Annotated in this window: 21 protein-coding genes; 20 read left to right on the top strand and 1 reads right to left on the bottom strand. The window is 45.1% G+C overall.

Annotated elements, in window-relative coordinates:
- The first annotated feature begins 9 nt into the window (after positions 1 to 9).
- Positions 10 to 528, top strand: coding sequence for an adenine phosphoribosyltransferase (locus MHB37_RS25145; RefSeq protein ID WP_036677647.1), 519 nt, complete (start codon positions 10 to 12; stop codon positions 526 to 528).
- 252 nt (positions 529 to 780) lie between these two features.
- On the opposite strand, the gene uraA is transcribed toward MHB37_RS25145, so the two are convergent.
- Positions 781 to 2,094: a uracil permease gene (gene uraA / locus MHB37_RS25140; protein WP_038572987.1), complete on the bottom strand. Its 1,314-nt coding sequence runs from the start codon at positions 2,092 to 2,094 to the stop codon at positions 781 to 783.
- A 313-nt stretch (positions 2,095 to 2,407) separates the two neighbouring features.
- Here uraA and MHB37_RS25135 point away from each other — a divergent pair, with 313 nt between their 5' ends.
- The 19 genes from MHB37_RS25135 (at position 2,408) to MHB37_RS25045 (ending at position 24,046) form a co-directional block, all read left to right on the top strand.
- On the top strand, positions 2,408 to 4,588 hold the full coding sequence (locus MHB37_RS25135; RefSeq protein ID WP_036677643.1) for a bifunctional (p)ppGpp synthetase/guanosine-3',5'-bis(diphosphate) 3'-pyrophosphohydrolase: 2,181 nt from the start codon (positions 2,408 to 2,410) through the stop codon (positions 4,586 to 4,588).
- A gap of 21 nt (positions 4,589 to 4,609) precedes the next feature.
- On the top strand, positions 4,610 to 5,053 hold the full coding sequence (dtd, locus tag MHB37_RS25130) for a D-aminoacyl-tRNA deacylase (RefSeq protein WP_036677641.1): 444 nt from the start codon (positions 4,610 to 4,612) through the stop codon (positions 5,051 to 5,053).
- A gap of 133 nt (positions 5,054 to 5,186) precedes the next feature.
- Positions 5,187 to 5,342, top strand: coding sequence for a hypothetical protein (locus tag MHB37_RS25125; protein WP_175617366.1), 156 nt, complete (start codon positions 5,187 to 5,189; stop codon positions 5,340 to 5,342).
- A gap of 150 nt (positions 5,343 to 5,492) precedes the next feature.
- The gene (locus tag MHB37_RS25120; protein WP_076105448.1) at positions 5,493 to 6,002 is read left to right on the top strand and encodes a type 1 glutamine amidotransferase domain-containing protein; all 510 of its coding nucleotides are present in this window, start codon (positions 5,493 to 5,495) and stop codon (positions 6,000 to 6,002) included.
- A gap of 48 nt (positions 6,003 to 6,050) precedes the next feature.
- Positions 6,051 to 6,500 carry a hypothetical protein gene (locus tag MHB37_RS25115; RefSeq protein ID WP_036677637.1) on the top strand — a complete coding sequence of 150 codons (450 nt, stop codon included), beginning with the start codon at positions 6,051 to 6,053 and terminating at the stop codon, positions 6,498 to 6,500.
- A 366-nt stretch (positions 6,501 to 6,866) separates the two neighbouring features.
- Positions 6,867 to 7,004: a hypothetical protein gene (locus tag MHB37_RS25110; RefSeq protein ID WP_175617365.1), complete on the top strand. Its 138-nt coding sequence runs from the start codon at positions 6,867 to 6,869 to the stop codon at positions 7,002 to 7,004.
- Positions 7,005 to 7,196: 192 nt separating this feature from the next.
- A complete protein-coding gene (hisS, locus tag MHB37_RS25105; RefSeq protein WP_076281194.1) occupies positions 7,197 to 8,450 on the top strand; it encodes a histidine--tRNA ligase in 1,254 nt (417 codons plus the stop codon).
- 55 nt (positions 8,451 to 8,505) lie between these two features.
- Positions 8,506 to 10,290 carry an aspartate--tRNA ligase gene (aspS, locus tag MHB37_RS25100; RefSeq protein ID WP_076193219.1) on the top strand — a complete coding sequence of 595 codons (1,785 nt, stop codon included), beginning with the start codon at positions 8,506 to 8,508 and terminating at the stop codon, positions 10,288 to 10,290.
- A 61-nt stretch (positions 10,291 to 10,351) separates the two neighbouring features.
- On the top strand, positions 10,352 to 11,107 hold the full coding sequence (locus MHB37_RS25095) for a ThiF family adenylyltransferase (RefSeq protein WP_076130395.1): 756 nt from the start codon (positions 10,352 to 10,354) through the stop codon (positions 11,105 to 11,107).
- A gap of 239 nt (positions 11,108 to 11,346) precedes the next feature.
- The gene (locus tag MHB37_RS25090) at positions 11,347 to 12,645 is read left to right on the top strand and encodes an NCS2 family permease (protein ID WP_036677630.1); all 1,299 of its coding nucleotides are present in this window, start codon (positions 11,347 to 11,349) and stop codon (positions 12,643 to 12,645) included.
- 250 nt (positions 12,646 to 12,895) lie between these two features.
- On the top strand, positions 12,896 to 13,393 hold the full coding sequence (locus MHB37_RS25085) for a hypothetical protein (protein ID WP_405168650.1): 498 nt from the start codon (positions 12,896 to 12,898) through the stop codon (positions 13,391 to 13,393).
- 112 nt (positions 13,394 to 13,505) lie between these two features.
- On the top strand, positions 13,506 to 15,689 hold the full coding sequence (locus tag MHB37_RS25080) for a UvrD-helicase domain-containing protein (protein ID WP_339169399.1): 2,184 nt from the start codon (positions 13,506 to 13,508) through the stop codon (positions 15,687 to 15,689).
- Positions 15,690 to 16,080: 391 nt separating this feature from the next.
- Complete coding sequence (locus tag MHB37_RS25075) at positions 16,081 to 16,362, top strand: CD3324 family protein (RefSeq protein ID WP_076129667.1); 282 nt, start codon at positions 16,081 to 16,083, stop codon at positions 16,360 to 16,362.
- 294 nt (positions 16,363 to 16,656) lie between these two features.
- Positions 16,657 to 17,961: a replication-associated recombination protein A gene (locus tag MHB37_RS25070; protein ID WP_076129668.1), complete on the top strand. Its 1,305-nt coding sequence runs from the start codon at positions 16,657 to 16,659 to the stop codon at positions 17,959 to 17,961.
- 379 nt (positions 17,962 to 18,340) lie between these two features.
- Entirely contained in the window at positions 18,341 to 19,357 is a 1,017-nt protein-coding gene (locus MHB37_RS25065) for an ABC transporter ATP-binding protein (RefSeq protein WP_076129669.1), read from the top strand.
- Positions 19,344 to 20,279 carry an ABC transporter ATP-binding protein gene (locus MHB37_RS25060; protein WP_036677615.1) on the top strand — a complete coding sequence of 312 codons (936 nt, stop codon included), beginning with the start codon at positions 19,344 to 19,346 and terminating at the stop codon, positions 20,277 to 20,279. Before MHB37_RS25065 ends, MHB37_RS25060 begins: the two co-directional genes overlap by 14 nt.
- Before the next feature lie 4 nt (positions 20,280 to 20,283).
- Positions 20,284 to 21,246: an oligopeptide ABC transporter permease gene (opp4B, locus tag MHB37_RS25055; RefSeq protein WP_036677612.1), complete on the top strand. Its 963-nt coding sequence runs from the start codon at positions 20,284 to 20,286 to the stop codon at positions 21,244 to 21,246.
- Between the two features lie 27 nt (positions 21,247 to 21,273).
- Positions 21,274 to 22,179, top strand: coding sequence for an ABC transporter permease (locus tag MHB37_RS25050; RefSeq protein ID WP_076129671.1), 906 nt, complete (start codon positions 21,274 to 21,276; stop codon positions 22,177 to 22,179).
- 19 nt (positions 22,180 to 22,198) lie between these two features.
- Positions 22,199 to 24,046 (top strand): oligopeptide ABC transporter substrate-binding protein, encoded by a 1,848-nt coding sequence (locus MHB37_RS25045; protein WP_076218485.1) that lies wholly within the window; start codon positions 22,199 to 22,201, stop codon positions 24,044 to 24,046.
- Positions 24,047 to 24,238 lie beyond the last annotated feature (192 nt).

Here is a 24,238-nt window from a genome sequence, read left to right as displayed (position 1 = left end):
ATGATAAATTTGGATTTTAAAGATAGTATTCGTGTGATTCCTGATTTCCCTAAAGAAGGTATTAGTTTTAAAGATATCACCACATTGCTTAAAGACGGTGAGGCTTACCGCCAAGCGATTGACGCGTTGAAAGCTCTCGTAGCGCACTTGGAAATCGACGTTATCGCTGGACCAGAAGCACGTGGCTTCGTAGTTGGAGCACCTCTTGCTTATGCGATGGGGGTAGGTTTTGTGCCGATTCGTAAAAGCGGTAAGCTTCCATATGAAACTATAGAGGTAGGTTATGATCTTGAGTATGGCAAGGACACCCTTGCTGTTCACACAGATGCTATCAAGCCTGGTCAAAAAGTATTGATCGCTGATGATTTATTGGCTACTGGTGGAACCATTGCTACTTCGGTTAACCTTGTAGAACAGCTTGGCGGTAAAGTGGTAGGTGCTGCTTTTCTGATTGAGCTGGTTGAGCTTGCTGGGCGTAATAAGCTTTCTGGAGTTGAAGTTCTTTCCTTGGTGAATTACGAGGATTAATCTTGTAAAGTTTGTCTTTTCCCGGGAAATAAACGGGGATTCGGCGCTCGAATTATGCTGAAAAGTGCAAAGATTAGCGCGTGACGCAAAGTGTGGAAGTTAAACATTAATTGGAAAATGTAAGATAATAACAGCAGCTGTCTGCCTTGTGGCGGAGAGTTGCTGTTTTGTATCTGCGTTAATAAAAAAAGCTGCCCAAGTCCATAAATGGATGTTGGAGCAGCTTTTTTAAAATTCTATTTTTACAATCGATTAATGGGCAGTTTTATCACTTTCTCCGCCATCATTAGACAGTCCAAGCACTTCAATGAGTTTGAAGAACAATGCCAATACGATACCAACAATTGTAGCCAGCGCCATACCACTTAGTTTAACGTTGCCCATAGTAAGGGTTGTACCACTGATTCCGACAACGAGTACCAACGTAGCCATGATCATGTTCGTAGCCTTGGAAAAATCAACTTTTTGCTCAACGAAAATACGTAATCCGGAAGCCGCAATTACACCAAACAGCAACAGGGATACACCACCCATTACAGGGGTTGGAATATTAGCGATGACGGAGGAGAAAGTACCAGAGAATGAAAGCAGAATAGCAATCACCGCTGCGCCGCCGATTACATATACCGAATATACTTTAGTCAACGCCATAACCCCGATATTTTCACCGTAGGTTGTATTTGGAGTAGAACCGATAAAACCGGAGATAATTGTAGATATCCCGTTCCCCATCAGAGAGCGGTCAAGTCCAGGATCTTTTGCCAAGTCTCTGCCGACAATATTGCTTGTAACAAGTAAATGTCCAATATGCTCAACAATAACAACTAATGATACCGGGATAATAGTGAATATTACATTCCAATCAAATGAAGGAGTAACAATGGAAGGATGCGCTAAAAATTTTGCATTAGAGATAGCAGCGGTATCCACCATTTTCAAAATATATGCTAAACCATAACCAGTGACGATACCAATAAGGATGTGAATGATTTTTGGAAAACCGCGGAAGAGTACAGCTCCAATTACAGTTACACCAAGTGTCACCATAGAAAGTGCGATTGTTTTGCCATCTGGAGTCCAGTCTGCAACTGCAACGCCTTCAGGAGCAATAAGTCCTGCCATTCGTGCGGCAACAGGTACAAGTTCAAGTCCGATCGTAGCTACGATAGCTCCCATTACTGCTGGAGGGAAAACAACATCAATCCATTTGGTTCCTGCATAACGAATGATCAATGCCACGAGCACGAATATAATACCAGTGACGATAAAAGCACCCAAAGCAAGCGAGTATCCTTTCATGTGATCATTTGGGTAACGACTGAGTACTGACAATACCGGTGCAATAAAGGCAAAGCTGGAACCAAGGTACGCAGGGATTTTACCACGACAGATCCAAATGTACAGCAATGTACCGATACCATTCATAAGCAAAATCATTCCAGGGTCGACCCCGAACAAGTTAGGCACTAGCACTGTACTGCCAAACATGGCAAACAAATGCTGGAGACTTAATAGAAAGCCTGGGCCCCATGGAAGTTTTTCGTTAACTTGAATTTCGCGTTGCAATGGAGTTCACTCCTCTTTCTTATCTGATATTAGGTTGTCCGGCGAAAATCCGCCTTTACTAGATTAAATAGAACTTGGCTTTTTTACAACAACATTTTCACAAGTGTTATTAATTTGTCCGAATTTAATTAGTTTTACTTCTGGAATACCATGAGATGGCAAGTGTTGACGTAATCCTCCTTAAGCCTCATAATTATAGACAACTTTGAATAAGGGCGTAAGTAAGCTTGGACAAATGAAATGATTGGAACCTGCAGATTTTTGAACAGTTGCGGGTTCATTTTATTATAGAAAGGAATCGGATACGACGAGAATGGGCATTGAGCGATTAATTGATAAGGCTGGCGCCTATATAAAAGATAAAGATCTTCTCCGCATCCGGGAAGCTTATGAATTTGCCGATCAGGCTCATCACGGGCAGATCCGCAAGTCGGGGGAGCCATACATTCTGCATCCGCTGGCGGTGGCAGATATTGTCGTCAATATGCAAATGGATGTTATATCTATTGTTGCAGCGCTTTTGCATGATGTGGTGGAAGATACGACGGTCTCACTGGAACAAATCCGCGCTAAATTTGGCGATACCTGCGCAATGCTTGTTGACGGCTTAACGAAGCTGGAACGTATTCGCTTTCGCTCAAAGGAAGAGCAGCAGAACGAGAATTACCGCAAAATGTTTATTGCTATGGCCCAGGATATCCGGGTCATTGTCATTAAACTGGCGGACCGTCTGCATAATATGCGAACGTTAAAATACCAATCTGAAGAGAGCCAGCGCCGTATTTCTTATGAGACGTTGGAGATCTTCTGTCCTGTAGCTGACCGGCTGGGGATTTCCGCGATTAAGTGGGAGATGGAGGATATTGCGCTTCGTTACTTGAACCCGCAGCAGTATTACCGGATTGCTAATCTGGTGCATAAGAAGCGGGCTGAACGTGAGCAATTTATCGACAGCGTAATTGGCCGTATTCGTGCCAAGCTGGATGAAATGGGCATTGAAGGTGATCTTTCCGGTCGCCCGAAGCATATTTACAGTGTTTATAACAAAATGAGCACAAAAAATAAGCAGTTTAATGAAATTTATGACCTGCTGGCCATTCGTATCATTGTGGATAATATCAAGGACTGTTATGCAACCCTTGGAATTATTCATACCTTATGGAAGCCAATGCCGGGGCGTTTTAAAGATTATATAGCTATGCCAAAAGCCAATATGTATCAATCTCTGCATACTACTGTGGTAGGACCAGGCGGAGAGCCTACTGAGGTGCAAATTCGCACCTGGGAAATGCACCGCACGGCAGAATACGGGATAGCCGCACACTGGGCATACAAAGAAGGCAGCAGTAATAATGCTAATCCGGAGAATCGGATGCCTTTCTTTCGCGAAATATTGGAGCTGCAGCATGAAGCTAAGGATGCCGAAGAGTTCGTAAAATCACTAAAAATGGATTTTTTCTCAGACCTCGTGTTTGTATTTACTCCTAAAGGTGAGGTTATTGAGCTTCCTGCCGGTTCTGTGCCTCTTGATTTCGCGTTCCGCATTCATACAGAAGTGGGCAATCGTACGATTGGTTCCAAGGTGAATGGGCGGATCGTGCCGCTTGATCACAAGCTGAAGACGGGCGATATTGTTGAGATTTTGACGTCTAAGCATTCTTACGGACCTAGCCGTGACTGGCTCAAAATTGCACAATCCTCTCACGCAAGAAGCAAAATTAAACAATGGTTCAAAAAAGAAAAACGTGAGGAAAATGTCGAAAAAGGTCGCGAAGCGATTGAACGTGAGCTGAAGCGCCTGAATGTTGAAGTTTCCGAGTGGATTTCTGATGAAAAACTGTTGGAAGCTGCGAAAAAATTTGCTTTTAATGATGTAGAGGATATGTTGTCTGCCGTTGGTTTTGGTGGGATTACCGCTTCGCAGATTGCCTCCCGTTTGACGGAGAAGCTGCGCAAGGAGCAGGAAGAAGCTGCTAACCACTTGGAGCTTACTTCAGAGATGAAGGAGATCAAGTCTTCCGGCGAGAGACGAAATCAACCCACCAATGGCGTTAGTGTAAAAGGAATTGAAAACTTACTTGTTCGTTTTGCACGATGTTGCAACCCGGTTCCGGGTGACGACATTGTAGGTTATGTTACACGGGGCCGGGGCGTATCTGTACACCGCCAGGATTGTCCTAACATTCCGGGTGAAGGTGACGGAGAAGAAGCAGCTAGAGTGATTGAAGTGGAATGGGAAGGCACGATGGAAGCAAATTATAGTGTGGATATTGAGATTACAGGCCATGATCGCAATGGACTGCTCAATGAAGTACTGCAGGCTGTGTCCGAGAGCAAAACGAACATTTCAGCGGTCACTGGGCGCTCTGACAAGAATAAGATGGCAATGATTCATATGACCATCCTTATTCGTAATACGGAGCATCTGCAATCCGTTGTAGATAAAGTGAAACGAGTCAAGGATGTATATACAGTGAATCGGATCATGCAATAAGGCAAGGAGCGAAGTAGTGCGATGAGAGTTGTAGTACAGCGTTGTAAGGACGCCAAAGTAACCGTGGATGAGACAGTGACCGGAGCGATTGGCAATGGCCTGATGCTGCTTGTCGGCGTTACCCATGAAGATACAGAGAAGGATGCCAAATATTTAGCGGATAAAATAGCTGGACTGCGTATTTTTGAAGATGATGCTGGCAAAATGAACTATAGTGTCACGGATACTAACGGAGCTATTCTTTCAGTGTCCCAGTTTACTTTATACGGAGATTGCCGTAAGGGAAGACGGCCGAATTTCATGGGAGCTGCAGCTCCTGCGGAGGCCGAGCGTCTTTATGATTATTTTAATCAAGAGCTTAGAGCTGGAGGTCTTCAGGTGGAGACGGGCATATTTGGAGCGATGATGGATGTGTCGCTGACCAATTGGGGCCCAGTTACTCTCATTCTGGATAGCCGCAGCTAACGAAATAGAGGATGTCGAAGATTGCTTCTGGCCGGAGCTAACTTTCGACATCTTTTTTTTATGCGGATAGAGCTTCTTTGGGCTGGATAAACTAAATGCAGGCAGATATCACGCATAAGGCAGGAGTTTAAGAATGAGACAATCACAGAAGGCATGGGTATGGAGAAGTATCCCGGCACTACCGACTGGGAGTCCTATGGAAGCCTGTGCATTAGCCAAAAAGCTAGACGGCGAGACCGAACCACTAGTGATGAAAGGAAGAAGCCGCAATCTCTTGCCGCGTACCTGAAGCGGGTGGAAAATGCGGCTTTTTCGGTGTTGTGAAGGAAGCCTTTTTTCCGATTAAAGGTTAGAAAGCATCCTCATAAGGGTAATAGACCACAAGAAAGAATAATTAGAACATCATTAATTGCTAAAGACAGAGAGGAGAAACTATTACATGAGTAACGTTGCTTTCTTACTGGCTAATGATTTTGAAGATTCTGAAATGAAGGTTCCTTATGATGAAATTATAAAGGCAGGACATCAAGCTGACATTATTGGTTTGAAAAAAGGGGAGACCTTGCTAGGTAAAAAGAAAGAAGTCTCCTACGCAGCAGACAAGGCGATCGCCGATGTTCAAGCAAGTGATTATGACGCGATTGTCATCCCGGGTGGTTCTTCCCCCGAGAATTTACGGCAAAATGCTGATATTTTGAAGTTTGTAAAAGAAGCAAATGAAGCAGGCAAGCCTATCGCCTCTATTTGCCACGGACCGCAAATTCTGATCAGTGCAGACTTGCTTAAGGGACGCACCATTACCTCTTATCCTCCGCTGAAGGATGATGTTGTGAATGCCGGCGCGGAGTTTAAGGATGAGGAAGTAGTGGTTGATCGCAATTACATTACTTCGCGTACACCAAAAGATGAGCCTGCATTTGTTCGTGAAATATTGAAGGTCCTGAAATAAATAAGCATTTTTTATTTTAGAGTCTTATAATCCAAGGAGGTAATGGCAATGAGCAGAAAAATCCAAGCGTATTTCAGAACTGAAAATGAAGCAGAAGGCGCAAAAACAGCATTGATTAGCTATAAGGTGGATGGCTTGGAGGTTTGGCCACTCACAGACCCTATCGGCAATGATCGTAATATTCTGTTTCCAATCATTCCACTGGATAGTGCATCTGTAGTCGCAGGCACAACTGGAACGCTTGGAACGGCTAGCACACCTGCAGCTGGAGCTATGCTGGTTCCTGGCATTGCCGCTTCCGACACTCGGGCTGACCCTGAAACACATTATAGTGTGAATGAAGATCAGGTTAGTGCGAACGTGGCAGAAGGAGATCTCGAAGATGGGGATTTAAGTGAACTTCGTTATGTGATGGAGCTAAGTATAGCAGAAGAAAATTATAATGAAGTTGTGGAAATCCTTCGGGGCAAAGGGGCCTATGTTGAACAATTCGAATAGTATTCTATTAAAAATAAACCGCTTTCATGGAATGTAATATAATCGTAATATTACGTACATGATTCCTTAATATAGTGTGTTTATAATAAAGGCATGACCCCCTTTTTAATAATATATGATGATGGACCTGCAGCATTCGGCTGCAGGTCATTTTTTTGTTACAATATAATTGCTGAATAAAAAACTCGGAAGCTGTCAAAATTTATACCAGGCATCCTTTTTACTACCTTGACTTTAATGCAGTAGTTCAGTAGAATGTTAACAATATACGATTTTATCATATGGTTTTGATGACGGGACCAAGTAATTCGAGAACCCACAACTCCAGAGAAGAATCCCTTGTCGATTCGGATGACATCTACTTAAGTGGATGATGAACCGGTATCGCTTGGCTGCAAGGATTCTGTTGATGAGCGAATGAATGACCTCCCCGAGAACGTACGGCGAAAGTGGGCAATGTTGATTGCCGCGATCAGTAGCCGTTTACGCGTAGGCGGGCGTTAACCGCTTTGAGCGGCTTCAGTATATTTTTACTGATCCGGAATGTGGGTGGTACCACGTGGTGTATTATTGGTTATGATAATCCCTCGTCCCTGTTTTTTTATAAAACAGGGCGAGGGATTTTTTGCTTTTTCTGCAATAGAAACAGATGAAGAGAACAGCTTTAGAGGGGTTATTTTTTAGGAGGGATAGACTGTGGCTAAAGAAAGATTCGAGAAACCAACAGGAACGCAGGACGTGCTTCCGGGTGCTGTGGAGAAATGGCAGTATATTGAGGGGAAGGCCAGAGATTTATGCCGCCGTTTTAACTACCGGGAAATTCGCACACCTATGTTTGAGCACACAGGGTTATTCGAACGTGGAGTAGGCGAAACAACGGATATTGTGGAAGGCGAAATGTATACGTTCAAGGACAAAGGCGACCGTGATTTGGCTCTTCGTCCAGAAGGAACGGCTGGTGTCGTGCGGGCTTACGTTCAGAACAAGCTATACGGTGAACCTGATGTAAGCAAGCTGTATTATATCGGTCCTATGTTCCGTTATGAGCGTCCGCAGGCCGGAAGATATCGCCAGTTCCATCAGTTTGGGATTGAGGCGTTTGGGGCCGTGGATCCGGCTATTGATGCAGAAGTAATCTCTATGGGCTATCAATTCTATAAGGATCTAGGTCTTAAGGATGTAAGAGTGGAGCTTAATTCCGTGGGTAATGCACCAAGCCGTGCGGCTTACCGGGAGAAGCTGCTGGGATTCCTTAGACCGATGAAGGATAACCTCTGCAGTGACTGTCAGCGTCGAATCGAGCGTAATCCGCTTCGTGTGCTGGATTGCAAGGTGGATCAGGATAAATTTACAGATGCGCCTTCCATTTTGGACAGTTTGGATGATGAATGCATAACTCATTTTGAGAAGGTTAAGATGCATCTCGACATCATGGGTGTGGAGTTCACGATTAATCCTCGTCTTGTACGTGGTTTGGATTATTACACGCATACTGCGTTTGAATATAAAGCAGCTGGCATTGGCTCTATTGATACCGTAGGCGGCGGAGGCCGTTACAACGGTTTGGTTGAAGAAATCGGTGGACCGGATCAACCGGGTATTGGTTTTGGGATCGGGCTGGAGCGTATTCTTCTTATTCTGGAAGATCAGAAGGTAGAGCTGGAGACTGCGAAGCCACTGGATGTGTATTTTGTAGCTCTTGGCGATGAGGCTGACATTGAAATCTCCAAGCAGCTATACTTTCTGCGTAGCCAAGGGTTCTCGGCAGAACGCGACTACCTCGGCCGGAAGATGAAGGCGCAGATGAAGTCAGCTGACCGTATGTCGGCACGTTATACTGCGATTCTTGGCGAAGACGAGCTGAAGAATGGTGTAATTGCGCTGAAGTCGATGAGCACAGGGGAACAGCAGACTGTGAAGCTCGAAGAGCTGGCTCAGGCGTTGGTATAGAAGAAGACTTTTTAAGTAGAAATGTATTTTTAAATAAAAAGGGGAATGGTGAATTATGCAAAGAAGTCATAACTGTGGGCAATTAACACCAGAACATATTGGACAAACGGTAACTTTGAACGGATGGGTCCAGACCCGCCGCGACCTTGGGGGCGTACTTTTTATTGACCTGCGTGACAGAAGCGGTATTGTGCAAGTTGTATTCAACCCGGACTACTCCGGCGAAGCACTGCAAATTGCGGATAAGGTTCGCAGTGAGTATGTTTTGGCTGTCAAAGGAAAAGTGGTTAAACGTGATGAAGAAACCATTAACCGCAATCTGCCAACAGGTGAGATTGAAGTTCAAATTACAGATATCGAAGTGCTGAACGCTGCTAAGACCCCTCCATTCTTCATCGAAGATGGAGTGGAAGTAGACGAATCTCTTCGCCTGAAATATCGTTACCTGGATCTGCGTCGTCCAGAAATGCAAAAAACATTGTTGCTACGCTCGAAAGCTTCTAAGATTTTCCGCGATTTCCTTGACAGTGAAGGATTTATTGATGTAGAAACACCAATCCTAACTAAGAGCTCACCGGAAGGTGCGCGTGATTATTTGGTGCCAAGCCGTGTGCATGAAGGCGAATTTTTCGCATTGCCACAATCTCCACAAATCTACAAGCAGCTATTGATGGTGGGTGGCGTTGAACGCTATTATCAAATTGCTCGTTGTTTCCGTGATGAAGATTTGCGTGCTGACCGTCAACCGGAATTTACACAAGTGGACATCGAGACTTCATTCCTGTCTCAGGATGAGCTGCTTGGCATGATGGAGAACCTGATGCAACGTCTGTTTAAAGAAACTGTAGGAGCGGATATTCAACTTCCATTCCAACGTTTGACTTATGCTGAGGCTATGGGCAAATACGGTTCAGACAAACCTGACCTGCGTTTTGGATTAGAGCTTGTGGAAATGAACGATATTGTTGCCACAAGTGGCGTAAAGGTATTCGCTTCCGTGATCGAAAAAGGCGGAGAAGTGAAATGTCTAAATGCTAAAGGCTGTGGGACTTGGACTCGTAAAGAAATCGATGATCTCGGACCTTATGCTGCGCGTTATGGAGCGAAAGGTTTGGCTTGGATTCAAGTGAAAGACGGCGAGTTCAAAGGGCCGATTGTCAAATTCTTCACTGAAGAAGAAATTGCCGCTGTGAAGGAGCGTACAGGCGCTGAAGAAGGCGACCTACTGTTGTTCTCCGCTGATACCAAAAAGGTTGTAGCGGACGTTCTAGGTGCCCTTCGTGTCAAAATCGGACGTCAGCTGGGTCTGATCGACGATAACGTGTTCAAGTTCGCTTGGGTGACTGACTTCCCATTGCTTGGTTATGATGAAGATCAGAAACGTTATGTAGCAGAACACCATCCGTTCACTCGTCCACGTGAAGAGGATCTGCATCTGTTCGACACAGATCCAGGTGCAATTCGTGCACAAGCCTACGATATCGTTCTGAACGGTTATGAAGTAGGCGGCGGCTCCATGCGGATTTACAAACGTGAAGTACAGGAAAAAATGTTCCAAGCTCTCGGCTTCTCAGATGAGGTTGCTTACGAGAAATTTGGTTACCTGATGGATGCGTTCGAATATGGTACACCTCCACATGGTGGTATTGCCTTCGGTTTAGATCGTCTAATCATGCTGCTGGCGGGCCGTACAAATCTGCGCGAAACCATCGCATTCCCGAAAACGGCAAGTGCAACGGACCTGCTTATGGATGCACCTGCACCAGTAGACGGTTCACAATTGGAGCAACTGCATATTAAGCTGGCTCTTAAACCAAAGAAAGAAAAAGAAAAAGAATAATTAAATAAAGCGGGCGAGGCAGATTTCTGCTTCGCCATAGCTTTTGAAGGAGGCTGACCTCATGCTGCATCAGTTCTCACGTACGGAACTGGCGATCGGACCGGAAGGTCTGGAGATTATGAAGAACAGCACAGTAGCGGTACTTGGTATCGGCGGTGTTGGCGGTATGGCTGTTGAGGCATTGGCTCGTAGCGGGATCGGCAGACTGATTCTGATTGATAAGGATTCCGTCGACATTACCAATGTGAATCGGCAGATCCACGCACTTACTACAACGGTTGGGCAAAAGAAGGCCGAACTGATGGTAGACCGTGTGAAGCTGATTAATCCGGAATGTGAAGCGATTGCGCTGAACATGTTCTATACGGAAGAAACCTATGAGGAACTGTTCAAGCTGAAACCGGATTATGTGATTGATGCCTCGGATACGATTATCTACAAGGTCCATTTGATTAAAGAATGTCTGGCACGTGGAATTCCTATGATCTCAAGCATGGGCGCTGCCAACAAAATGGATCCTACAAGATTCCAGGTAGCGGACATTTCCAAAACAACGTATGATCCGATTGCCCGGGTCATTCGCCAGAAGCTGCGTAAGGATGGGATTAAGAAAGGCGTGAAGGTGGTTTTCTCTACGGAGCCGCCAATGAAGCCACGTCAGGATGTTACGGACAAGATTGTTCCGGAGAATGCGCCGGATCGACGTAAAGCGAAACAACCGCCAGCCAGCAATTCATTTGTTCCACCGGTAGCCGGCCTAATTATGGTCAGCGTTGCCGTGCGGGATTTGCTTGAGGCTGGAGGCGTCAGCTTGTAAGTGAATTGCTGAGCTGAGGCTGTTTCAATTATAGTTATAGGATTAGAGTAATGGACAAAAGGGCGAGTAGCTGGAATCCGGCTGCGTACGCCCTTTTGTTGTCGTTAAACAGGCGGGTTCTGCAAGAAGCAGGCCACAAATAGGCATAATAGCTGAACCGGGATGAACGGCTGATTATTAGATTTATAATCCGGGTAATATCCGCCTGCGGAACTTAATATCAGTGGAGGTTTTTGTACATGAAATCGAATTTTTGGCGAAATAGTGTGGGGCTTGCGCCTGAGAATGACTGGAAACGGGAATGGGCTGCAGGGATTCTCTCCTATTTTGCTTCAGTTTATATTGTTATGGTGAATGCGACGATTCTCCATGATGCGGGGATGCCGCTTAGACCGGCAATGGTGGCTACACTGTTGACCGCAATTACCGGCTGTCTGCTGATGGCTTTTGGCGGGAAGACGCCTATCATCGTGGTTCCCGGGATGGGGATTAACGCATTTTTCACTTATACGCTTGTTCATTCCATGAAACTGGACTGGAGAGAGGCGCTTACTGTAGTTGTTATAACAGGCGTGTTATTTGCTATCGTGGCCTTCACATCACTTTATCGTATTCTTAGTGAGGCAATTCCCCAAAACTTGCAGCATGCCATTACAGTCGGTATAGGGCTGTTTCTGACCTTTATAGGGCTGCAAAAGAGTGGGATAGTGATTGCCCATCAGACTACTTTTGTTGCCATAGGACATTTTAGTGATCCTGCAGTTATTACATCCTGTGTGACTTTATTGCTGGCTTTAGTGTTATTTATCCGGGGAACTAACGGAGGCCTGCTGATAAGTATGCTGGTTGGTACAGGACTAGCCTATCTGCTGGGAGCTGCACATGCACCGGAAAAACAGGCCTCAGGGCATGTATTCTCAGGTTATGGCGGCCTATTTTTCGGAATGGACTGGAGCGGCATTGTGAGCCTGGTGTTCTGGATTGCTGTATTCCTGTTATTGTTAATCGTTGTATTTGAAAATATCGGTCTTGTAGCCTCGCAGACGATGATGGCAGGCCGTCCAGAACGCTTCAAAAGCAGCCTGCGTGCGCTCTCGCTTGCTAATATCGCCGCGGGTCTTTTCGGAAGCAGTCCGGTTGTGGCCGCTGCAGAATCTAATGCAGGAATAGCTGCGGGCGGGCGTTCGGGTCTCACCTCGCTGGTGACAGGGCTTCTATTCGGGGCGACCTTCTTATTCCTACCGCTGTTATCCTATATTCCCGATAGTGCGATCGCACCGATCCTGATTGTGATCGGCGGGCTAATGGTACAAAATGTGCGTGAGATGGACTTGAGTGATTTGACCGAGCTGTTCCCGTCTTTTCTAATCATGGTTATGATTCCATTCACCTATAGCATCGTGGACGGTATGGCTTTTGGTTTTATTACCTACCCAATTGTGAAGCTGGCGCTGGGCAAAGGGAAGGAAGTGCCACCTGCGTTGTATGGAATTGCTGGTTTGTTTGTGGCTAACTTTATTTTGCAGGCTGTGCTATAGTGCGGCATCCGGTTTCTTTGATTGCGAGGGACCTGTTGCACACTAATTAGCTCTACTGCCAGCGTTGAAATCAAAGAGGTAAATGCGTGTGCCGCTGATTGGAGTCAAATGTGCGTAGACGTCGAAAAGAAAGGGATAAATACCGCTGATTGGAGCCAAATGTGCGTAGACGCCGAAAACAGAGGGATAAATACCGATGAATGGGGCTAAATGTGTGGAAGCCTCGAAAACAAAGGGAAAAATACCGTAGATGGAAGCTAAATGTGCCTGGACGTCGAAATTAAAGGCAAAAATGCCTCTGATTGGAGCAAAATGCGAGCGAACGCCGAAAACAGAGGCGAAAATGCCTCTGATGCGAGCTAAATGTGCCTGGACGTCGAAATCAAAGGCAAAAATGCCTTTGATCGGAGCTAAATGTGTGCGAACGCCGAAAACAGAGGCGAAAATGCCTCTGATGCGAGCCAAATGTGAGAGAACGCTGAAATTAAAGGCAAAAATGCCTCAGATTCGAGCTAAACGTGTGCGAACGCCGAAAACAGAGGCAAAAATGCCGTTGATTCGAGCCGAACGTGTGCGAACGCCGAAACCAAAGGCAAAAAAGCCTCTGATCGGAGCTAAATGTGTGCGAACGCTGAAACCAAAGGCAAAAAAGCCTTTGGTTTGTCCCGAACATTCGGCGCTTGTGCATGCTAAGGTGCACCAAAGGGCTTTAGGTTGGAGAACTTATAAGTTTAGTCAAATCTTTTGAAAGATTTGGTATTTAAGTGCTGATTGTGCTACAATGGGTATCCTTTTGCGTGAGAAATGGGCGTAGGAGCATGAAAATTTAAGCTCGATAAACTTTTAGGAGGTAACTGAAATTGGAAGACAACTTTCAAAGTGCCTATCAAGAGGAAGAAGACAGGCTGAATCAAGCGCTTACTGAAATTGACACTTTGCTGGAGAAGCTCCAGCAGACACCAGTGTACACGGGACATGACTATACGGAACAGGTGCTGGAAGCGAACCGTGATCAGAAGCGCAAAGATCTTGCCAAGCTTAGGCAGGAGCCTTATTTCGGACGGCTTGATTTTCAAGGCAATGATGAGAATGAACGGAAGGCACTCTATATAGGCAAAATCGGCGTAGACCGCGAGCAGGTAAGCGACCGTCCGCTAGTCATCGACTGGCGCGCACCGGTAGCAAGCCTGTTTTATTCGTTTACCGGCGGTACCGAGCCAGCCTCCTATGAAGCTCCTGAGGGATTAATAGAGGGGCTGGTATACCTCAAACGCAACGTGGTGATTCGGAAGCAAATTCTGGAGCGGGTCGCGGATACGTACAATCGGGAAAGCGATGCACCGATTGTATCAGATGAGTTTCTCGTCTATCGACTTGGGGAGAACAAGGATAATCGTCTACGGGATATCGTATCGACCATTCAAGAGGAGCAGGACAAGATTATCCGTGCTGCCAAAAATACAGCGCTAATCATTCAGGGCGTGGCAGGAAGCGGTAAAACAACCGTTGCACTGCACAGGCTTGCTTTTCTGCTGTATCAATACAAGGATCAGGTTTCTGCGGAAAAAATGATCATTTTTGCACCAAACCGGATGTTTTTGGATTACATCTCGGATGTATTGCCTGAGCTCGGGGTAGGTAATATTGCTCAAAGTACATTTCCGGATTGGGCGGCTAATGTACTAGGACTGGAATTGCCGGAACAGGATGCGACAGAGACGATGAACCGCTGGTTCGAAACCCCTGGCGGCATGCCGGTAATTACAGAAGAGACGCCGGGGCGCTTCAAGGGTTCCACGGTGCTGATGGGAATCATAGAGTCCAGCATCAAGCTATTGGAAAGCAGCTCTGTACCTGAGGGTGATTTTAGCCCGTGGGAGGGTGCGGTGCTACGCCGTTCTATGATTTTGCGCTGGCATAATGAGGAGTATGCTCCCTATCCTCCAGCCAAGCGCAAGGAACGGGTAATGGCGCGGATTCATCGCTGGATTGAGATGGAACTGAAGAAGAGTCCTTCAGCTGCTGCTATGAAGGATCGCAAGAAAAAAGGCGCGCAGCGAGAGAAGGCTTATAGTGCCAAATGGCCTAAATATGATCCATTAACGATCTATAAGCAAATTTTCCGAGCAGCTAAACTTCCTGAGGATTGGCCGGTTGAACCGCCAGAGGAAATTCCGGCAGCTGTGTTGAAGGAAACGGCAAAAGAGCTGAAAAAAGGCATCATACGTGAAGAGGATTTACCTCCGCTGCTGTATATCCATTATCTTTTGAATGGTGATGAGGGCGTTACTCGCTTTGACCATGTAGTAATCGATGAGGCTCAGGATTTTTCACCTTTCCAAATTGCCGTTCTGGATTTATATGTGCGAGGCCATTCCTTTACGATCCTGGGTGATCTCTCGCAGGGCATACATGCCTATAAAGGCGTACACGCGTGGGAAGAGATGCAGACGTTGTTTGCCCCTGAGAACACGGCTTATCACGCGCTGACACGCAGCTATCGTTCTACTATGGAAATTATAGACTTCGCTAATGGAATTCTATCTTCAGGTGTGGAGAGCTCATTGCTGGCTGTTCCTGTGTTTCGTAGTGGAGATCCCGTGCGTATGATCGCCTATGGCGAGGATGCCGGGGAACTGGTGGCTGATGAGCAAGCTCGCTTGCGGACAATAACCTCTGCACTGAAGTCTCTGTCAGGAAGGGAATACCGTACGGTGGCTGTCCTAACAAGAAATCTTCATGAGGCTGCAGAACTATATGCGGAGCTGGCACAGCATTTTGAAGATATTCATCTGATTGATGGCAGTATGACGCAATATCAGGGCGGGTTATCGGTGCTGCCTGTCTATTTATCAAAAGGTTTGGAGTTCGATGCGGTGATCTTAGCAGATGCCGATCAAGATCATTACGGAGCGACGGCTTGGGACGCGAAGCTGATGTATGTCGGTTGTACACGTGCTCTCCATGAGCTGTGGCTGCTCCATAATGGGGAAGTTCCTTCCTATGTGCAAACGGCGGCTGGAAGCGATTCTGAGGGAGAGTAAGACTGGTGGAGAATGGTTATAACTGTTCTTGGTCTTGTAACTCCCCCATAGGTATGGCTTAATAATAAGTGTCCGGCCGGGCAAGAACACTTCTGGAAGGAGGCTGATTGAAATGATTTCAGTATACGAGGTGGTTTCCGTTTAAGACGGAAACCTGCTTAAAGCGAGGAGGCCTTACGGCCTCCTTATTACTAACATAAGAAGTACCACACTTATCCATAAGAACTTAATTTATGAAATCGAATGTAGACGCTACCAAAAGGTTTTTATATAATGAAATTACGGATTTTTCCAAATATGAGGAGAAGAAAGGAGGCAGGTGACGTGATTATAACTAAAAACTTAGTTGACCGACGCATAGGGACACACCTGTTGAAGGAGGAAATGCAAGTTGAGTTATGTAAATGGGAAGGATGTGCTCCCCCCTGGCTTGCTCGAAGAGCTTCAGGGATACATCCAAGGTGAACTGCTCTACATCCCAAAGAAGACGGAAGAGCGGGTTCGATGGGGCGAGAACAGCGGTTCGAGGAAAGAAATAGCGAACCGGAACAAGGAAATTTTCAGTTGTCATCGAAGCGGTGATTCCGTAGCGGAACTTCAGAAGAAGTACCATCTATCGGAAGAAAGCATTCGTAAAATCATATCAAAAATGCGGCTGGCAGTAAATTGCTAGCTTGCAATTCAAGCATAAACGCCTCTGGTGTCCTTATAAGGACGGTAAGCGTTATGCGAGAAATCATAAGGATAAAGTGTAGCGTGAAACCTATACTTTCTTATATTTTGAAAAAAGAGCATGGCTCCCGCCTTTCTAAGACGAGATCATGCTCTTTTTATTTTGGCGTAAAATAAGTCTATGCTGATACTATTACCTTGACCCGGCAGGGCATCCTAATCCTTCCCTGTGATATGGTATGATAGAGAGGATTTACATTGAGCTTTTACAAGAATATAGCAAGGAAGTGGAGTTATGGATTTATTTTCTTTCGGAGAGGACACCGGGGGCGGACGGCTGCTTGCGGACCGGATGAGACCGGAGAATCTTGATGAATATATTGGTCAAGAGCATATCATAGGTCGGGGGAAGCTGCTGCGAAGAGCGATTGAGGCGGATCAAGTCTCTTCGATTTTGCTCTATGGCCCCCCGGGATGCGGCAAGACGACACTCGCGCATATTATTTCTCATCACACGCAAGGAGAGTTCGTACGTCTGAATGCGGTGGAAGCTACCGTGAAGGATGTACGGGAGGTTATTGAGCGAGCTCAGAACAATCAAACATTGTACGGCACTAAGACGATCCTGTTCCTGGACGAGGTGCATCGATTTAATAGCTCACGCCAGGATGCGCTTTTGCCAGCAGTAGAAAAAGGGACTATTACCTTCATTGGAGCGACTACAGAGAACCCGTTCCATTATGTTAATGGGGCGCTTATGAGCCGATCCACCTTATTTCAGCTGGAGGCATTAACGAGTGAACACAGCTTGATCGCGATGCGCAGAGCCTTGGCGGACAAAGAGAAAGGTCTTGGATTTATGGAGCTTCAGGTTGATGAGGAGGCTTTGTTGCATATTGCAACAATGGCTAATGGAGACATCCGGCGGGCACTAAATGCGCTGGAGCTGGCAGCCCTGACTACCGCGCCGCAAGTTGATGGAAGTGTTCATATCACGCTGGAGGTGGCGGAAGAATCCATTCGGCGCCCCATTGTGAAGGCTGATGAATCTACGCAGTATGATGTGCTATCCGCTTTTCATAAAAGTATTCGCGGTTCCAGCGACGCCGCGTTGTTTTGGTTTCTGTATGCGGTAGAAAAGCTTGGAATGGACCCTATGACTTTTATTCGGCGCCTGATTGCAGCCAGCAGTGAGGATATCGGCTTGGCTAATCCCCAAGCTATGGTTCAAGCGGTGAGTGCGCTGGATGCGTATCGAAACAATGGTTGGCCAGAGGCGAAGCTGAACATTGCCCAAGCTATTCTTTTTGCAGTGGAAAGTCCGAAGTCTAATGCTGTGGTTATGGCTATTTCCAATGCAATGGCAAGTATGGATGAGATCAAATCAGCGGAGGTACCGCTGCATCTGCGTGATACGCACTATAAAGGTGCAACTGCGTTAGGGCATGAAGGATATCAATATCCGCACAATTTTCCGGGGCATTATGTGAAGCAAGAGTATTTGCCTAAGGAGATTTCTCAGCGTGTTTTTTATCAAGCTACTGAGCAAGGCAATGAGATTAAGATTCGTCATAATCAAAAGCTTCGGCGGGAGCAGTAAGCAGCTAGCGACTGTAATACCTTCCAATTTCATGCTGGAAAGCCAAAGATTTTAACTTTCAGTCGAACTAAATAATTTCCAAAAAAAGGCGGCCTAGAGCCGTTTTTTTGTTGCCTACGTTACTTTTAATCACATCGATTGAAAATTTTTTATAGGAAAAGATTGATAATTTACCATAAGTTAATTAAAATGAACTACAAAGTTACGAGATGTTCATTTTTATTTCCGATTGAACTACTGGTAGTATTCTTAACAGTGTTAATTATCATCACATTGGTTATTTCAAAATGTTTCATGAAAATCAACACTATTTATATCAAAATTTACATAATATTTTCATTGTGTTAATTTTGAAATCCTTGTCGTTAGGGTGATGAATATGGGCGAAGAACTACTAGAAATCAAAAATTTGTCGACATCGTTCAGAATTGCAGACGACTATTATGCTGCGGTTGATGATGTTACCCTGTCTGTTCGCAAAAATGAAATTCTGGCTATCGTTGGAGAATCTGGTTCAGGAAAAAGTGCGCTCGCCTTTTCCATTATGGGGCTGCATACCAGAGCCAGAATTGACGGACAAATCAAATACAAGGGCCAGGACATCGTTACTATGTCTCCTGCTGCACTAAACAAGCTGCGCGGCCAAGAAATGTCTATGATTTTTCAAGATCCTTTATCCGCTTTAAACCCGCTAATGATCATCGGTTCACAGATTGAAGAAGTACTTATCCTACATGATTCCAAGCTTTCTAAGAAACAGCGAAAAGAGAAGGTCATTGATCTTTTGACCAAGGTTGGAATTTCCCGTCCCGAGCATACATATCAGCAGTACCCCCACGAATTATCCGGTGGCATGAGGCAGCGGGTGGTTATCGCCATTGCGATAGCCAATGGACCCAAGCTTTTGATCGCCGACGAGCCTACCACAGCACTAGATGTGACTATCCAATTACAAATCCTTGAACTTATTAAAAAATTAAAAAACGATATGGAAGCAGGCATTATCTTAATCACTCATGACTTAGGGGTTGTAAGCGAAATGGCTGACCGTGTTGCGGTGATGTATGCCGGACAAATCGTCGAAATCGCAGATATTTTTACGTTGACGTCTAATCCGAAACATCCATATACGAGATCCTTATTAAACTCCATTCCAACGGCAAAAGAAGAAAAATCCAGGTTGCATGTGATTCAGGGGATTGTTCCACCACTGCAAAACCTTCCGCGTAAGGGCTGCCGTTTCTCGGCACGGACGCCTTGGATTCCTGAATCGGAGCATGAGGAGAACCCACAGCTGCATGAAGTCGCACCCGGACATTTCGTTCGCTGCACCTGTTATAACAATTTCCATTTCCCTGATACTAACGAGGAGGCAATCCACAATGGGACTTCTTGAGGTTAAAAATTTAGCAGTACATTTTCCGATCCACGGCGGTGTTTTTCGAAGGGAAGTTGGCGTAGTTAAGGCTGTCGATAATGTTAATTTTACCATTGAAGCTGGGCAAACCTATGGTCTGGTTGGTGAATCTGGTTCCGGAAAGACGACAACGGGTCGCGCGATTATAGGTCTTAATTCTATTACTAGCGGCAGCGTGATTTTTGAAGGGCAAGATTTGGCCTTGAGGGGTGTACGAAAGCAAAGAAATGTCCGCAAAGACATTCAGATGATCTTTCAGGATCCGTACTCTTCCTTAAATCCTAAGAAGCGTGTACTCGATATTATTGCAGAACCGTTGCGTAATTTCGAAAAAATGTCTCCAGGGGAAGAAAAACGCCGGGTGCAGGAATTGCTTTTACAAGTAGGCTTAAGTCCTGAGAACATCCTGAAATATCCGCATGAATTTTCTGGCGGCCAGCGGCAGCGGATCGGAATTGCCAGAGCAATTGCACTCAAGCCAAAACTTATTATTGCTGACGAGCCGGTATCTGCGCTAGATGTCTCAGTACAGGCACAGGTGCTTAACTTCATGCAGGACATTCAAAAAGAGCTGAATCTTACTTTTCTATTTATCAGTCATGATCTCGGGATCATCAGGCATATGTGCGATCACATAGGGATTATGTATAAAGGACGACATGTGGAGCAAGGGACTGCTAAAGATATTTTTGACAATCCTCAGCATATTTATACCAAACGACTCATTGCCGCCATTCCTGATATTGATCCGAAACAGAGAGAAAAGCAGACGGAATTCAGAAAATCAGTAAGCAAGGAATATGAACAAGCGCACCGGAATTATTTTGATGAAGAAGGCATGGCTTATCCATTAAAATCAATTTCCGAGACTCATCTGGTAGCCTTGCCTGAGAAAGGTTGAGAATATGTGGAAGATTATCGTTCGTAGAATTCTTATAATGATCCCTCAAGTAGTTCTATTAAGTATTCTTGTTTTTCTTATGGCGAAGGCGATGCCTGGTGACGCACTCTCAGGAATGCTCGATCCGAATATTGATCCGGCGGCCATTGATGCGATGAGAGAAAAGCTCGGTCTAAATGATCCATGGTACATCCAGTACTGGGATTGGATCACTAAAGCGATACAAGGGGATTTCGGCCAGTCCTTCCGTTTCAAAATGCCGGTCTCAGAGCTAATCGGACAACGCCTGATGAATACACTTTGGCTGGCCATTGTTACGCTGATTCTTACATACCTTATTGCTATCCCGCTTGGTATTACCAGCGGACGTTATAACGATTCGTGGCTGGATCGCTTGATAACTGGCTATACCTATATTGGATTTGCTGCACCGTTGTTTATTTTTGCACTTTTAATGGTATGGGTTTTCGGATTTCATTTTCATTGGTTTCCTACCAGCGGCAGTGTCAGTCCCGGGGAAGTTCCAGGTACACTAAGTCACTTCTGGAGTAAATTCTATCATCTGCTTCTGCCTGCGCTATCTATGGCGCTAATTGCAACGGTTGGGACCGTACAATATCTGAGAAATGAGATCATTGATACGAAGCAAAAAGATTTCATTCTCACTGCTAGAGCTAAAGGGGCTTCGGAGTCACGCGTATACAATCGTCATATTTTGAGAAACTCCTTGCTGCCGATCGCTGCATTTTTTGGATATGAGATCACTGGGTTAATCGGTGGTACGGTGTTCGTTGAAACGATCTTCAGCTATCCAGGAATGGGTTTGCTGTTTCTAAGTTCGATAACGATTCGGGATTTCAGCGTGGTAACAGCCCTCGTTCTTCTGTATGGGGTTGCTTCCATCGTCGGTGCGTTGTTATCAGACATTATTTTAAGTATCGTAGATCCTCGTATCCGGATTAAATAAGAAGATGAACACTTTGGGGTGAATGAAATGGCAAAGACGAGCGCAGAGATAGCTCTGCTGCAGGAAACTGATAAAAGTCCATCGGGCTTCAAAATTGTTTGGCGGGAGATGGTGCGGGATAAGCTGGCACTGGTCTCGTTGATTTTCCTATTTACGATTATTGCTGCTGTATATGGGATCTCCTTATTTTTAGATCAGAAAGAAATTGTCACGGTTGACTTGTTCGCCCTATATGAGAAGCCTTCGGCTGTGCATTGGCTGGGGACTGATTATGGAGGACGGGATGTATTCGGTCAATTAATTATAGGAACACGAAATTCCATGTCTATTGCCTTTATGGTTACATTTTTTACGGGAATTATCGGTATTCTGGTAGGTTTAGTCTCAGGTTACTTTGGGGGAACGGTAGATAATGTCGCGATGCGTATTGTAGATTTCTTCATGATTCTACCTTTTCTAATGATTGTTATAGCTTTTGTCAGCGCAGTTCCTAAATACAATACGTTGACCTTCTCCTTTATCATGACAGCATTTCTTTGGATGGGGATTGCCAGGCTCATTCGTTCCAAGACATTACAAGAGAAGGAATTGGATTATGTTCAGGCATCTAAGACCCTAGGCTCCTCCAATCTAAAAATTATGTTTACGCAAGTTCTGCCGAACTTAAGCTCAATCATTATCGTAACAATGACCTTGAATCTGGCAGCTAATATTGGATTGGAATCAGGCCTATCCTTTCTAGGTTTTGGTTTTCCAGAAAGTACACCCAGTCTGGGTACTCTAGTAAGCTATGCGAGAAATCCGCAGACTCTTGAGTTCAGATGGTGGATCTGGTTACCCGCATCATTGCTGATCCTGGTATTGATGTTGAGTATAAATAATGTGGGTCAAGCGCTAAAACGTGCGACCGACGCAAGACAAAGAAAAGGATAATAAGGGAGGAAATGATTAAATGAGAAAAGCCATTCGTTCAAAAGCTTTACTAGTTTCATTAATGTTTGTAATGTTGTTCGCTCTTGCGGCTTGCGGCTCCAAGAACAACAACGAAGCGGCTGAATCAACAGCAGCTCCTAACGCCAGCGCACCTGCGGCAACCGCAGAAGCAACGGCCGCGCCTGAGGCAGAAGACGGACTTTATAACATTAAAGATTTCAGTAACGTTAAGACTAACCAAGGTGAAGCTATTGACGGAGGGACAATTACATTTGGACTTGTTTCCGATAGTCCATTTGAAGGCACTTTGAACTGGAACTTCTATTCTGGAGATCCAGATGCTCAAGTTCTGAACTGGTTTGATGAAGGTCTGTTAACTTGGGATAAAGACTATGTTTATACTAATGATGGTGCGGCTACTTATGAAGTTGCAGAAGATGGACGTACCTTTACCTTTACGATTCGCGACAATGTAAACTGGCAGGATGGTAAACCAGTAACAGCTGAAGACTGGTTGTTCGCCCATGAAGTTATTGGTAATCCTGCTTATGATGGTCCTCGTTACGGTTCTGACTTCACTAATATTGAAGGCATGGATGAGTACCATTCCGGTAAGGCCAAGACCATATCCGGGATTAAAGTGCTGGGTGATAAGAAACTGCAAATTACTTATAAGCAATCTACACCTTCCTTGTTAACGGGTAGCGTATGGATTTATCCATTAGCCAAACATATCTTTGGCGGCATGGATGTTGCCAAAATCTCCTCTTCCCCTGAAGTCCGCCAAAAGCCAATTGGCTTCGGAGCTTTTAAAGTAGAGAGTATCGTTCCTGGTGAGTCTGTAGTATTTGTTAAGAATGAAGATTACTGGCGTGGAGCCCCTAAATTGGATAAAGTAATTTTGAAGGTTATCAACCCAACAACGATTGTACAAGAACTGAAATCTGGTGGAGTTGACTTGGTGGATTCCTTCCCTATTGATCAATTCCCTGATAATGCGAAGCTATCAAATGTTGAGTATCTCGGGGCGGTTGACCGTGCGTATACGTATATTGGATTTAAGCTTGGCAAATGGGATGCAACGAAAAAAGAGGTTGTTACCGATCCTAAAGCTAAAATGGCGGATGTGAATCTTCGTAAAGCAATGTGGGCTGCGGTTGACAATGATACTGTTGGTAAAAAGTTCTATAATGGTCTGCGTTGGAATGCGACTACCTTGATTCCACCATCCCATCCAGAATTCCATGATACTACCAATCCGGGCGTAGCTTTTGATCCAGAAGCAGCTAAAAAGATCTTGGATGACGCTGGTTACAAATTAAACGGTGAATTTAGAACGAATCCAGATGGCAGCGAGCTGAAGATTAATTTCATTTCGATGACTGGTGGAGACATTGCTGAGCCGCTGGCTCAATATTATGTACAATCCTGGAAAGCGATTGGTCTGAATGTAACTTTGGAAATGGTAGAGTTTAATACCTTCTATGATCGCATAGGTCAAAATGGTGAGGATGATCCTACTGTTGATGTGTACCAAGGTGCTTGGGGGGTAGGGATTGACGTTGACCCATCAGGCCTGTACGGTAAAGATGCAATCTATAACTTCCCACGTTACTCCAGTGCAGAGAACGATCGTTTGCTCGCCGAAGGGATCTCTGAGGCTGCATTTGATGTAGACAAACGTAAAGAAATCTATAAAGAGTGGCAACAATTTATGGTTGATGAGATTCCAGTATTCCCAACACTTTATCGTGCTGTGATTGTGCCGGTTAATAACCGTGTTCTAAACTTTGCAATTGGTGATGGAACCGGACTCTATTATAACGACATTGCGGTTTCTGCAGATAAAGCTGCGGTGGCTCAGTAAGAGGGGATTAATGAACAGCAGTTCAAGGAGAAATCCTGAGCTGCTGTTTTTTATTTTCCGTTAAATTAACAATTATTCCTATATTTTGTGCATTATTTACTGTAAAAATATAGTGTTTTAATGAAAGATATGGTATATTTTGGGTGAGAGCGAAACTTTCGCTTAAATATTGCTCTTAGAGTGAGGTGAGTG

Source organism: Paenibacillus sp. FSL H3-0286 (assembly GCF_045040705.1).
Taxonomy (GTDB): Bacteria; Bacillota; Bacilli; order Paenibacillales; family Paenibacillaceae; genus Paenibacillus_AQ; species Paenibacillus_AQ odorifer.
The sequence above is the reverse complement of the archived record's forward strand: the minus strand, read 5'-3'. Positions and strand labels throughout refer to the sequence as shown.